At 55.5% G+C, this 13,492-nt stretch carries 12 protein-coding genes; 2 read left to right on the forward strand and 10 right to left on the reverse strand.

The annotated features are described in order from the left end of the window. Position 1: 1 nt before the first annotated feature. Positions 2-736, reverse strand: a complete 735-nt coding sequence (locus tag N1689_RS12880) for a gluconate 2-dehydrogenase subunit 3 family protein (RefSeq protein WP_161733584.1) — start codon at positions 734-736, stop codon at positions 2-4. Between the two features lie 275 nt (positions 737-1,011). Between N1689_RS12880 and sbmA the strand changes: the two genes are divergently transcribed. Then, positions 1,012-2,253 (forward strand): peptide antibiotic transporter SbmA, encoded by a 1,242-nt coding sequence (gene sbmA, locus N1689_RS12885; protein WP_161733582.1) that lies wholly within the window; start codon positions 1,012-1,014, stop codon positions 2,251-2,253. A gap of 47 nt (positions 2,254-2,300) precedes the next feature. On the opposite strand, the gene N1689_RS12890 is transcribed toward sbmA, so the two are convergent. From N1689_RS12890 to N1689_RS12910, 5 genes are all read right to left on the reverse strand, one after another. Continuing rightward, positions 2,301-2,600, reverse strand: a complete 300-nt coding sequence (locus N1689_RS12890) for a helix-turn-helix domain-containing protein (RefSeq protein ID WP_161733580.1) — start codon at positions 2,598-2,600, stop codon at positions 2,301-2,303. Beyond that, complete coding sequence (locus N1689_RS12895; RefSeq protein WP_022625232.1) at positions 2,593-2,946, reverse strand: type II toxin-antitoxin system RelE/ParE family toxin; 354 nt, start codon at positions 2,944-2,946, stop codon at positions 2,593-2,595. The genes N1689_RS12890 and N1689_RS12895 overlap by 8 nt, the downstream gene beginning before the upstream one ends. Positions 2,947-3,155: 209 nt before the next feature. After that, positions 3,156-4,208 carry a YncE family protein gene (locus N1689_RS12900; RefSeq protein ID WP_260059095.1) on the reverse strand — a complete coding sequence of 351 codons (1,053 nt, stop codon included), beginning with the start codon at positions 4,206-4,208 and terminating at the stop codon, positions 3,156-3,158. A 197-nt stretch (positions 4,209-4,405) separates the two neighbouring features. Continuing rightward, positions 4,406-4,615, reverse strand: a complete 210-nt coding sequence (locus N1689_RS12905; protein ID WP_009092571.1) for a DUF1471 domain-containing protein — start codon at positions 4,613-4,615, stop codon at positions 4,406-4,408. Between the two features lie 212 nt (positions 4,616-4,827). Continuing rightward, entirely contained in the window at positions 4,828-6,015 is a 1,188-nt protein-coding gene (locus N1689_RS12910) for an MFS transporter (RefSeq protein ID WP_253420753.1), read from the reverse strand. Positions 6,016-6,119: 104 nt separating this feature from the next. Here N1689_RS12910 and N1689_RS12915 point away from each other — a divergent pair, with 104 nt between their 5' ends. Further along, complete coding sequence (locus N1689_RS12915; protein ID WP_161733574.1) at positions 6,120-7,085, forward strand: AraC family transcriptional regulator; 966 nt, start codon at positions 6,120-6,122, stop codon at positions 7,083-7,085. Positions 7,086-7,094: 9 nt separating this feature from the next. On the opposite strand, the gene N1689_RS12920 is transcribed toward N1689_RS12915, so the two are convergent. The 4 genes from N1689_RS12920 to gltP all read right to left on the reverse strand — a co-directional run bounded on the left by N1689_RS12920 (position 7,095) and on the right by gltP (position 12,986). Further along, positions 7,095-8,639: a PAS domain-containing methyl-accepting chemotaxis protein gene (locus tag N1689_RS12920; RefSeq protein ID WP_161733572.1), complete on the reverse strand. Its 1,545-nt coding sequence runs from the start codon at positions 8,637-8,639 to the stop codon at positions 7,095-7,097. 228 nt (positions 8,640-8,867) lie between these two features. Further along, positions 8,868-10,322: a PTS N-acetylmuramic acid transporter subunit IIBC gene (gene murP, locus N1689_RS12925; RefSeq protein WP_260059098.1), complete on the reverse strand. Its 1,455-nt coding sequence runs from the start codon at positions 10,320-10,322 to the stop codon at positions 8,868-8,870. Next, entirely contained in the window at positions 10,322-11,233 is a 912-nt protein-coding gene (murQ, locus tag N1689_RS12930; protein ID WP_161733568.1) for an N-acetylmuramic acid 6-phosphate etherase, read from the reverse strand. The genes murP and murQ overlap by 1 nt, the downstream gene beginning before the upstream one ends. 451 nt (positions 11,234-11,684) lie before the next feature. Further along, positions 11,685-12,986, reverse strand: a complete 1,302-nt coding sequence (gltP, locus tag N1689_RS12935) for a glutamate/aspartate:proton symporter GltP (RefSeq protein WP_161733566.1) — start codon at positions 12,984-12,986, stop codon at positions 11,685-11,687. Positions 12,987-13,492 lie beyond the last annotated feature (506 nt).

Below are 13,492 nucleotides of genomic sequence, written 5' to 3' on the forward strand. Positions count from 1 at the left end.
CTTAGCTTCTCTCCCCGCGAATCGACACTGACGGGAACGGATACCGTTCGCCGCGCTCTACCCAGTCCATAAAGTCGGCGCGTGCGCCAGGGAAGTTAATCAGCTTCCAGCCGACCATGCCCTGATTCCCGCCGTGGATGGGATCGCTGAAGAAGCCTTCGCGTGTGTTCTGCAGCAGGAAGCTGAAGAAAACTTTTGCTGGCAGCTGGCTGAATTCCGCACTGCCACTCTCCATCGCCTGCAGTAAGGCATCCTGCTGCTCGCCGCTGAGCTCGGCGAACACCTTGCCGTGCTGCTTTTTACTGTAGTTGTCGGCATCGGCCAGCCCGAGACGGTAGATCTGCTGTGGCACCAGCGGCAACTGATAGCCCAGCTCTTTCGGCAGATCGGGATTAAACGGCCCCTGCATATACCAGTTCGAGCCTGTGGCATACGGCGTGTTCATCTGACGATCAATAAACTCCGGCACGCCGGCTTCCAGCGCACCCGGCCCGCGTTCATCACTGGGGATCAGACGCGCTACGGCGGCCGTGATAAAGGCGAACTCTTCGGCGGTGAACCAGTTCGGCTGGTAATCACGCGCCTGCTGTGGCGCGGCCGGGGTTTCAGCCGCCTGTGCGGCGAGCGGCAGAGAGAGCGCGCCCATCGCCGTGGAACCTACCGCCATTGCAGGCGCCAGGGTAATCGTCTTCAGCAAAAAATCCCTGCGTGAATGACCTTTTTTTTGTTCTGACATGACATTGCCTCATTCCCGCCCTATCCGGCGGTATGAAAAATAAATGGTTGCGTTGTAATGGTTTTTATCAGCAAATTCAGGGTAGCATCTGGCTTGTTACCGGTAACAAGCCAGCGTATTGTAACACTGCCATTCACAAAGATTTAGTTCCACGAAACAAAACCGCACAATTTCATTAACATCTATCACCGTCCTGTCATGAGCAGAAACAACAGACTACAGACAGCGCCACGTCAAAAACGTTATAACAGGCAACACACAACAGCGGAGTGCCTATGTTTAAGTCTTTTTTTCCGCGGCCAGCGCTGTTTTTCAGCTCTGCGGCTGTCTGGAGCTTAGTAGCGATTTTTGCCTGGTTCGGCTTTGCCGCGCATCTGCCCGGCATGTGGCCGACTTTTGAAGCGGCAATGAAAGAACCTTTACCGACCACAGCGGCACGTTTTATCGCCGCGAGTCAGATTTGGTTTTATCTCTATTACTGGATAATGGTCGCCATTTTTGCCCTGGCCTGGCGGCTGATTGATGCCCATCCGTGGCAACGCTGGTCAGTGTGGGGTTCCGCGCTGATTATCTTTGTCACCTGGTTTGGCGTGCAGGTGGGGGTGGCTATTAATGCCTGGTATGGTCCGTTCTATGATCTGATACAGAAAGCGCTGACCAAAGCGGGATCGGTGCAGATTGCCGAGTTTTACCATCAGGTTATCGCGTTTCTCGGCATTGCCTTAATTGCGGTGGTGATTGGCGTTCTCAACTCCTTCTTTATCAGCCACTGGGTTTTCCGCTGGCGTACCGCCATGAATAACTACTACATGCACAACTGGCAGCGGCTGCGTCATGTGGAAGGTGCCGCACAGCGTGTGCAGGAAGACACCATGCGGTTTGCAACGACGCTGGAAAACTGGGGTGTCAGTTTTATTCAGGCGATTATGACGCTGGTGGCGTTTTTGCCGGTACTGGTGGCGCTGTCACATCACGTAAAAGATATCCCGTTCCTCGGCAATATTCCTTACGCGCTGGTAATTGCCGCAGTGCTCTGGTCTGTATTCGGCACCGGCTTGCTGGCGCTGGTCGGAATTAAGCTGCCAGGGCTGGAGTTCCGTAATCAGCGGGTTGAAGCCGCCTACCGTAAAGAGCTGGTCTACGGCGAAGACAATGCCGATCGTGCACAACCGCAGACCGTACAGGAACTGTTTAGCCGGGTGCGGGTTAACTACTTCCGTCTCTACTTCCACTATCTCTACTTCAACATCACCCGCATTCTCTATCTGCAGGTCGATAACGTGTTTGGTCTGTTCCTGCTTTTCCCGTCGATTGTGGCAGGCACTATTACGCTGGGCTTACTCAACCAGATTACCAACGTGTTTGATCAGGTGCGTGGCTCGTTCCAGTATCTGATCGCCTCCTGGTCGACGCTGATCGAACTGATGTCGATCTACAAGCGTCTGCGCAGCTTTGAGCAGATTCTGGATGATGTACCCCATGATGAGATGAAGCGCGAGGCATCGGAAGAGGTGTAACGGGTTGGAAAGAGAGAAGCCACGTTAATGTGGCTTCTCTCATTTAATCACAGATCAAAAGCTATTCTTTTGCCTGTCGGCAATTTGACATCGATACTTATCTCGCCTCCCAGAGCCGTAACGTAACGCTTCAGCGTAGAAAGGCGGGGATCATTATCAGCCTGTTCCATTCTGGCGATAGTTGGCTGTTTCACACCCATTGCCTGCGCCATCTCTGTCTGTGACAGGTTAAGTTCTTCGCGCAACATGTGTAGCGCGATAGCCTGCCGCATTGCATCGACTTTTTTGGCAATGCGTTCGCGACTCTCCGGACTTTGATTTGCCATCAGCTCTTTTAAATTAGCCATTATCCCCTCCATTCAAATATTTGCGGAATTCAGCATCTGCCAATTTGATCATATCTTTATAGAATTTCTTTTCCTTAACCCCGGTTTTATCGCCTGCACACAACACAATGCCACGGCGAGAAGGATCAAAAGCAAAGAAGGCCCGTATCGGTTTGCCTTGATGCTGTACTCTTAATTCTTTCATATTCGGAAAATCAGAGCCGTCTACGGTATCAGCAAACGGCCTCGCTAAATGCGGCCCATACTCAGACAGGATAACTATCGCGGCGAGCATATCCTCCTTCAGTTCCTCACTCTGAGCCTTAAACCACTCATCAAATCTTTTGGTTGTATCCACATCCCACATCGCAACATCCTTATAGCGAATAAGCTATAAATGATGCTATAGCCTGTTCGCTATAAAGGCAAGTGTCTCGCGGGCCGCCAGGGCAAAAGGATATTCCAGACCTCAAACCGGCTTTGAAAATAAAAAAGCCACTCGTCAGAGTGGCTTTCTCGTTTACAAAGACCGGATGTAAAACAGCTTCAATACAGCAGTGACCGGGACGTCACGCCTTACAGCGCAATACGCATCACGCTGTCAGGATTTTTTGGCGGCGCCTTACGCGAGCCAGGCTGTTTCACGCTGACATAAAGCACCTTGCCGTCTGCCGAGAGTGCCAGACTGTTAGGCAACGCCGGGGTTTTTACCGTACGCTTCACCTTATAGCTGCTGGCGTCGATGATGCTGACTTCCCCCGCTTTGCGATGAGTAACATAAAGCTCATCGCGATCACCATTGAACAGCACCGCCAGCGATTCCGGCACATCAATCCGCTGCATCACCTGCTGATTACGCAGATCAACCACCAGCACCTGCGCCTGCTTTGAATCCGTCAGGAAGGCACGTTGACCATGCGTATCCAGCGCAATGTTCAGGAAGAAGTGCTCTTTATCGCCGTCAATCTTCTGCTTCTTCTCAACCGCATTTGTACGTGCATTAATGGTTACCAGTTCGCCATCAGCATTAGTGACGTAGATCTTTTGCGCGTCGGCATCCACAGCCAGACCGGTGCCCATTTTGCCGGTATTCGGGATGGTGCTGACAAGTTTCATCGTGCTGCCATCCACCACCCAGACCACGCTCTGCGGTCCCAGTCCGGTGATATACACCCGGTTAGTTTTCGCATCAACCGCCACCTGGCGCGGCTGCAGCGGACGCACGGCCTCACTGCGCGGACGGCTATCCAGCACCAGCGTATTCAGTACCTTGCCGCTACTGGCGTCGATAGCGGTCACCGAACCGTTTACGGTGTTACCGATATAAAGCACGTTGGTTTGGGGGTTGATCGCCGCACCAAACGATTTCAGCTCAGTGTGGATTGCCTGCTGCACCCCCAGCGTCGCCGGGTCGAGACGGAAAACCGTGCCGCCGTTACCGCTGCTGTTCTGCGCTGTCGCCACGAACAGCGCGTTGTCTTTCGGGCTGACCGCCAGTTCATAAACACCTTTACCCACTGACTGATTAAGATCCGCCGCCTGCGCTGCCAGCCATCCAGAGGCAGAGAACAGGGCCGTAGCCAGTAACAGCGGACGCAGGGTCCGGCGCGTAATGGTAATCGCTTTCATAACTTCTCCAGAGTTAATTCACTGCAGACGCAGTGATAAGAAAGCCCAACATTGCAACCAGAAAGGCCTGACACACAGGCTGATTTACTTTTTTTGAGAATGATAATTATTTATGAAGGAAAGGGACAGGATTATTCGCGGAGAAACGAAGCCAGGACGCCCGGAGGCGTCCTGTCAGCACAAGAGGGTAGAACGTTTTATTTCAGCAGTTCAGCGGTCATGTGAACGCCGTTGTTGGTGTAAGCTTCAGTGATTTTATATGAAGCACCAGCTTCCTGCGCCTGGGCAGCAATTTTCGCTTCCGCACCATCCAGCGTAGAGTCGATGGCGGTCACAGATTGGGCGAAGCTGGCGAATGGCAGAACAGAAAGCGCGATAACAGCTGCAAAAGTTTTGATAGATTTCATGGTCAATTCCTCGTTTAATTTTTATCAGGTAAGGCGTGATGCCTTGTTGATAGATATATTAGTCCGGAAGTTGATCAGTAAAAAGCGGAGGGTTTTGCTTAACTCTTTCAGTAAAATTGAACATAAAAAGCACGTATCGCACAGTTATCGCTCAAAAGGTTAATCACCCGCCTCTATAAAAAAAGGCAGCATAATGCGCTACCTTCAGAAGATTAACCGTGATGCCGCACCCGAGTGAAGATGGTCAGTGCGGCCAGCAGCATCAGCACACCACTGGCAACGAACACGCCGCCTGCTCCGCGCAGGTCAAACATCCAGCCGCCTGCTGCCGCGCCGACGGTAATCGCCAGTTGAATGGTGGCGACCAGTAACCCGCCGCCCGATTCCGCGTCATCCGGCACCGCGCGTGAAATCCAGGTTGACCAGCCGGTTGGCATCGAACCAAATGCCATCCCCCAGATTGCCACACCTGCGCCTACCATCCAGCTGACATCGCCAAAGCTCACCAGCATCAGCGCCGTGACACTCATTAACAGCGCCATCCCGCTCAGCGTCAGCGATACGCTGCGGGTGACCAGAAAACCCGCCAGCGAGGTACCAAAGAAGTTCGCCACGCCAAAGGCGAGCAGCGCCAGCGACAGCTGATTAAGGTTGAGCTGTGCAACGCCTTCCAGGAACGGACGCAGATAGGTGAAGAAAGCGAAGTGGCCGGTAAACATCATGATCACCGCCAGCATGCCCCAGCGCATCACGCCGATACGCAGGAGCGCCAGCACGCCGCCATTGCGGGCTTTGTTCTCTGCCGGCATGGCGGGCAGGGTAAAGAACTGCCACAGCAGTGCCACCGCACCCAGTCCGGCGGTCAGCATAAAGATGTTACGCCAGCCCACCACTCCGCCGAGATAGCTGCCAAGTGGCGTGGCGATAATCGTCGCCAGTGAGATGCCGCTGAAGACAATAGAGAGCGCACGCGGTACCTGGTCGGTGGGTACCAGGCGCATGGTGATGGCCGTTGAGAGCGTCCAGAAGCCGCCGATGGCCATTCCCAGCAGCACCCGCGCCAGCAGGATCACCGTCAGGTCAGCCGCAAACGCCACCATCAGCGCCGAAGCAATCAGCAATAGCGAAAACACCAGCATGACAATGCGGCGATCGATACGCCGCGTAACGCTGCCGGTGACCAGACTGGTAAACAGCGCCACCAGCGCGGTGATGGTGACGGTCTGTCCCGCCTGCCCTTCTGAAACGCCCAGACTGTGGGCCATTGGCGTCAACAGACTCACGGGTAAAAATTCGGCGGTAATCAGGCTGAACACCCCAAACGCCATAGCAAATACCGCGCCCCAGGCGGGACGGGTCGGCGAGGAAACCTCATCAGCCACTTCGGTTGTCAGACTCATGCTGCTTCTCCGGAAGATAAAAAAGTGAGTGTGAGCATAGAGTGGAGCGTCAGGACGATCTATGATGCTTACACCTTCATTTTTGATAATTCGTCCGGAATCGTATGAGCCACTATGGAGATCTGACCAGTGAGCTGCTGATGGGAATGCGTCTGTATGGCGTGAACTATCAGCGTATCGCGGTAAGCGCGCCGTTCGGGTTGCATTATGAGCATGCGCCGGGGCGGGCGCAGTTTCACTTTGTCGGGCGCGGCTCACTGCTGGTGCGCAGCGCCTCCGGCGAACTGTTTCAGCTCAACAGCGGCGATGCGCTGCTGGTGCCGCACGGTAAGCCGCACAGCCTGATCTCCAGTGAGGAGGCGGACTGCCAGTGTATTAAGAACATGGCGAGTAAGCCGATTTGCGACAGCGTCTGCGCGATTGCCGCACCGGAAGATGCCTGTGATGACGAGCACAGCGTGCTGCTGTTCAGCGCCTGCATGGCGTTTGAGCTTGGCGGTATGCAACCACTGATCACTACCATGCCGGATGTGATGCTGGTGAGTACCCTGCTGTCGCAGTACCCGGAGATTCAGCCGATTCTGGCGGCGATGGAGCGGGAGTCGCGCACCCGCCAGGCGGGATTTGCCGGAATTCTGTCGCGCCTGGCGGATGTGGTTGCCGCGCTGATAGTTCGCGGCTGGGTAGAGAATGGCTGCGGCCAGAGTAGCGGGCTGGTGCAGGCGATGCGCGATCCGCGTCTGAGCCAGGCGATTGCCGCGATGCATCGGGAGCCGGGCGAAAACTGGACGGTGGCGCGACTCGCCAGCGTGGCGGGCTGTTCGCGTTCGGTGTTCGCCGGACGTTTTCTCACGGCTACCGGCATGACGCCGCTGCGATATCTGACCGAGTTGCGGATGCGGCTGGCGGTGCAGCGGATCGTAAACAATGGCGAAGCGGTGGAAGCCGTGGCCTATCATCTCGGCTACGGCTCAATTGCGGCATTCAGTCGTGCCTTTAAGCGGATTGTCGGGCAATCGCCAGGGGCGCTGCGTACCGGACGCGAAGGCACGCAGGCGCTGGCCTCGTAATTTTTTCTCTTAACGAAACACGCTGATCGCTTCCACCAGCCGGTTAGCCTGATGGGTCATGCGACCTGACGCCTCGGCGCTTTCTGTCACGCGAGCGGCGTTCTGATGGGTGATGTCATCAAGATCTTCCACCGCTGAACTGACTTCGCTGAGCGCGGTCGCCTGTTCGGCCGTGGCGGCGCTGATCTGGGCGATCAGTGAGGTGACATTCTGCACCTGTGACACGATATCCTGCATCGTCCGGCCTGCTGCGCTGGCGTGCTCATTGCCCGACTGGACCCGGCTGCCGCTGGTTTCGACCAGCATTTTAATTTCGCTGGCGGCTTTGGCGCTGCGCTGTGCGAGGCTACGGACTTCGCCTGCCACCACCGCAAAGCCTTTGCCCTGCTCACCAGCCCGCGCCGCTTCTACTGCGGCGTTCAGCGCCAGTATGTTAGTCTGGAAAGCAATGCCATCGATAACGCTGGTAATATTGGCAATCCGCTTTGAACTGTCGGCAATTTCGCCCATCATGCCCATCATCTCGGTCATCACCTCGCCGCCTTTGCTGGCAGCGTGGCTGGTGCTGGCTGAGAGGCTATTCGCCTCGTGCGCGGTTTCGGTATTGCTCTTCACTGTGGCGGTCATTTCATTCATGGTGGCCGCGGTCTGCTGCACGTTGGCCGCTGCCTGCTCGGTACGGCGACTGAGTTCGTTGTTGCTGCGGGCGATGGCGTCGCTGGCACTCAGCACGTTGATCGCCTGACCGCTGACATCATCGACCAGCCAGCGGAACATCAATCCGAGCTGACCGATAGCGCGCAGTGTGACACCGACCTCATCAACGCGATCCATCTGCTCAACTTTGTGACTCGCACCGGTCGCCACGCTCAGCGCCTGTTTGCACATCCGCTCGATAGGGCGTGAAATCTGCTGCTCCAGCCACAGGCTGCTGAGCAGAAGCAGCCCAGCCATGCCTGCGGTAAAGCCAGCCAGTGCTGTGTGCGTCATGCCCAGCGCCCAGACGCCTGCCACCGAAAGGGGCAGTAACGCCAGCAGCGTACTGCGGATCCGCCAGCGCAGGGGCAGCGTTTTCAGAATGGAGGCGGAACGACGCCAGCCACTGCGAACCAGCAGGCCTTTGTAAAAACGTCGCCCTCTGGCCCGGCCTTCACGAAAATCCTGATAGAGCGTTTCGGTCTGACGTATTTCCTCTGCCGTGGGTTTGGTGCGTACTGACATATAGCCCTGCACTTTACCGTCGCGCACCACCGGAATGGCATTAGCCCGCACCCAGTAGTGATCGCCATTTTTACGGCGGTTCTTGACCAGCGCAGTCCAGGGTTCACCCTGTTTCAGCGTCGCCCACATGTCAGCAAACGCTTCTGGTGGCATATCGGGATGACGCACCATGTTATGCGGCTGGCCGTTGATCTCTTCGGCAGAGAATCCACTCGCTTCGATGAAGGCGTCGTTGGCATAGGTGATGTGGCTGTTGAGATCGGTGGTCGACATCAGTGTCGCATGATCGTCAAACTGATATTCACGCTGAGAGACAGGCTGGTTGTTACGCATCAAAAGTCCTTGAAGACCCGACGTCCTGCACGTGACAGTCTGCGTGTCAGCGTGAAAACGAGGGGCTGAGAGATAACGATTACCTTTTTTTATGTTTTCGGCATGCGTCCGCCTACTCTTTAGCGATTAAGTTAAATTACTGGCAATAAAAAAGCCGCTTTGCAGCGGCTTTCACATTTTTAGGTGATTATTCATCCGTTAGCCGGATTTCAGAATTCCGGCAGCCAGTCAGCTGAGGTCGACGTTTCGGGTGCCGAACCACCAGGTCAGCAGGAATCCGCCGACCCAGGCCACGATCAGTCCGGCCAGGTAAACCGCCATACCGGCGAAAATCCCCTGGCTGGAGGTCATCAGCGGCAGCGTGACCAGGCCGGAAGGTCCGAATACCGTATTCATTCCAACCGGCAAACCCAGCCACGCTACCAGCCCGATAAAGAAACCGCCCAGCGCGCCGCCACCGCAGGCAGTGATAAAGGGCTTGAGGCGCGGCAGCGTGACGCCGTAGATCAGTGGTTCTCCGACACCCAGCAGGCCGGGCACAATGGCACCTTTGATCTGCGCCCGCAGCAGCGCCCCTTTTCCGGCTTTGCACCACAGCGCCGCTGATGCGCCGACCTGACCTGCGCCCGCCATCGCCAGAATCGGGAACAGCGAGTTAAAACCCTGCGTTTCCATCAGCGCAAAGTAGACCGGAATAAAGCCCTGATGAATGCCGAACATCACCGCGATCAGGAACAGCCCGGCCAGCAGCGCACAGCCAAAGGGATTGTTATTGAGGTGGATAAACAGCCACGACATCCCCTTAAACAGTTCACCACCCAGCGGCATGATAAACAGATAGGTGATGGCCCCGGTAATCACCAGCGTAAACAGTGAAGTCAGGATCATATCGAGGTTGTCGGGAATGATTTTGCGCAGCTGTTTCTCAATCCCCGCCCCGATAATTGCCGCCATCAGCACGCCGATAATGTTGCCGCGCGGGTCGATCGTCAGGCCAAAGAAACTCTCCATGCCGCTGTAGTAGCCGGTGGTGGCCGTGGGCACATAGCCAAGCACAAACAGCGAAGCGATGATGGCACCATTGACGCCGCTGCCGCCAAAGGCTTTTTGCGCGTTGTAGCCAATCAGGATGCTGAGAAAGGTAAACAGCCCTTTGCCGAAGACCTTCATGTACGCCACGGTGTGCAGCAGCCAGGGCGCGTGGTCGCCGGGCACATTAAGGTGGAGGCTTTGCCCAATCAGCGTGGCAAATCCCAGCAGCAGTCCCGCGCCGATGAAGCCCGGAATCAGCGGGGTGAAGATGGTGGCGAAGCGCGACAGGAACTGATGCACGCCGCTGGTCTGCTTCGCTTTGAGCTGCTGCTTCTGTTGCGCTGCCAGCTGGCTAAGTTCTGCCGTTCCGCCCTGCGGTTCCGGCGCGGTATCGCCCTCTGTCAGCAGGCTCTGCATTCCCTCGGCCGCGGTTTGCGCTTTGCCCGGCCCCAGGACAATCTGAAACTGCGCCTCGCTATCGATAACGCCTAATACGCCCGGCAGACTTTTTAGCTGAGTCAGGTCGACCTGTTCCGGCTGATTGAGCGTCAGCCGAAGCCGCGTCATGCAGTGACCACAGGCCACGATATTTTGCGCGCCACCGACCGCCTGCAGGATGTCACGCAACAGTGCCTCGGTGATTTTCGCCATTAGCGTGCTCCCGCTGCCTGCAGCGCCTGACGGATAAAGCCCTGATGCTGACTGAGCAGCGCTTTCGCCTCATCGGCGGCCAGGTCAGCCAGCACCATCAGGATTGCGGTTTTGCAGTGTCCACCGCAGGCGGTGAGCGCGGCGCTGGCCGTTGCATCATCACAATCCGTGGCCTGCATGACGATGTTGACCTGGCGCTGCACCAGTTTCTGATTGGTCGCTTCCACATCAACCATCAGGTTGCCGTACACTTTTCCGCTACGGATCATTGACCCGGTGGTGAGCATGTTGAGCACCAGTTTTTGCGCCGTACCCGCTTTCATCCGTGAGGAGCCAGTGACCACTTCCGGGCCAACCACTGGCGTGAGCGCAATCGCGGCAACCTGCGACATGGCGCTGCCCGGATTACAGGTGAGCGACACGGTAGTTGCGCCAAGCTCGTTAGCGTAAGCCAGCGCGCCCAGCACATAAGGTGTGCGACCGCTGGCGGCGATACCGACCAGCACATCGTGGCGGCTGAAGTGGATATCCTTCAGATCCTGCGCACCCTGCTCCCGGTTATCTTCGGCATTTTCAACCGCCTGCAATATAGCGGTATGACCGCCGGCAATCAGGCCAATAACCTGCTCGCGGGGTGTACCAAAGGTGGGTGGGCATTCGCTGGCATCCAGGATGCCGAGTCGCCCGGAGGTGCCTGCGCCGCAATAGATCAGCCGTCCTCCAGCTTTAAATGCCGTGCAGATGGCGTCAACGGCGGTGGCGATCTGCGGCACGATGGCCTCAACCGCCAGTGCCACCTTTTTATCTTCATCATTAATGACGCGCAGCATCGCTTCGGTGGAGAGTTCATCAATGTTCTGGCTGGCCGGATTGCGGCCTTCGGTGATCATCTGGCTGAGGTCGAGTTTCATAGTGGGCTCCGCAAAGGAATAAATTATTCAAATTACCAAACATCATAACGAATGATTAATTCATTGGGTGAGATCTTTTTTCAATGGATGTGGAGTAAATCATGTTGCGGGGAGTGGGCGTGACAGCGTTGAGTTTAAGCAGGGTGACTGGTATACAGGGTTTAAATGCTGCGCATTCCGGTTTGGCCGCAGGGTCTGTGAGTAGCGTTGCCGGGAAATCGGAGCCGGTCAGAAAAGGTTCACCTGATCGTAAAGACGCATTCGTCATCTATGAGGCGAGTAAACCGGCGGCCGGGGGCCCAGGGAGGAGTTTACGCAGCCCGCCATTGTGTCCGACTGAACGGCACAAATGCTGGTCTTTGATTTCTGCATTATCGACCCTGTAGAACTAAGCCACACAAACAAAAAGGGCCCAACTTTCGTTGAGCCCTTCTTTACGCTAATGCTGTTCTCAACTTGCGGTCTGCGTCCGCAGTTGCAGCTCGTACTCTTTCGCCTGTTCGGCGTCGAACTGGTTTTCCCAGCGGGCAATCACCAGCACCGCCAGCGCGTTGCCGACCACGTTCAGCGCGGTACGCGCCATGTCCATGATGCGGTCAACACCGGCGATAAACGCCAGACCTTCCAGCGGAATGCCGACGCTGCCCAGCGTAGCCAGCAGCACCACAAACGAAACGCCTGGCACGCCAGCGATACCTTTCGAGGTCACCATCAGCGTCAGGACCAGCACAATTTCATCGGTCAGCGACAGATCGATGCCGTACAGCTGCGCAATAAAGATCGCCGCGATACTCTGATACAGCGTTGAACCATCCAGGTTAAATGAATAACCGGTCGGCACCACGAAGCTGGTGATCGCTTTCGGCGCGCCGTAGGCTTCCATCTTCTCCATGATGCGCGGCAACACGGTTTCCGAGCTGGACGTGGAGTAAGAGAGAATCAGCTCATCTTTCAGAATACGCATCAACGTAGTGATGCGCAGCTTACAGAAGCGCGCTACCCCGCCCAGCACCACAAAGGCGAAGAACAGAATCGCGGCGTAAACCAGCAGCACCAGCTTAGCCAGTGGCCACAGCGAGGCAAAACCGAAGTTAGCAATTGTCACCGCGATCAGCGCAAACACACCGACCGGCGCATAACGCATGATCATGTGCGTTACTTTAAACATCGCTTCAGAGATACCACGGAACAGGTTCACCAGCGGATCGCGCTGTTCTGACGGCAGTGACGACAGGCCTAAACCAAACAGCACCGAGAAAAAGATAATCGGCAGCATGTCGCCTTTTGCCATAGAGGCGAAAATATTCTGCGGGATCAGCGACAGAATGGTGGTCACCAGGCTATGCGGACCGCCCTGTACCTCTGCCGTTGTCGCTTCATATTTAGAGATGTCCACCGTTGCCAGCGTTGACATATCAATGCCGGTGCCGGGTTGAAATACGTTGGCCAGCGTAATACCGACTACAATGGCAATGGTGGTGATCACTTCAAAGTAGAGAATTGTTTTGACGCCGATGCGTCCCAGCTTCTTTGCATCACCCACGCCAGCGATGCCGACAATCAGGGATGAAATCACAATCGGTACCACAATCATCTTGATAAGATGAATAAAGATATCGCCTGCAGGACTGAGAATGTTGGTGACTAACCATTCACGATTGTCTGGCTGATTATGCAACACAGCACCCACAACGATGCCGAGCACCAGGGCTGTCAGAATCTGCCAGGCCAGGCTGATTTTAAAACCTTTCATAACGCGTAATTTCCTCAGTCAAAACCCGTTTCTCTCTACTGCGAAGGTGCAGAAGACAATACACACAGGGAGTGAGCAAAAAGCCCGGTAAATTAGAGGGTGTTTAGAAACAGCGCCTCGTATGAAAATCTGATGATTCCCATACCCATTTTCAGACGCGGTCTGAGTTGATACCTGCAGAACAGGGGCGAGATAAGTACCATTTTCACTGTGGTAAATGCAACCCCTGGCAGATCCGATTAAAAGTTAGCCAGCTAAGTAGCATAAAGTGCTGCCAGCGTTAAAAATCCCTAACCTGCTGTTATGAAAAGTAATACTTAGATGAATTTCCGCATAGCTATGCAAAGTGGGTTAAAAACGCGTCAGGCGCGTTTGCTTGCTTTTTATCCAGCCCAATCCCGAGTGATACCCCTTCTTAATTCCCCATCGCCGCCAGAGAGTTAACCGGAAATATCAGAACGGCTTCACGCTTCTCCCGAAGAGGTTTATCTCGTGATCTGTGGCGC

The organism is Pantoea sp. XY16 (genome assembly GCF_025153065.1).
Taxonomy (GTDB): domain Bacteria; phylum Pseudomonadota; class Gammaproteobacteria; order Enterobacterales; family Enterobacteriaceae; genus Pantoea; species Pantoea alfalfae.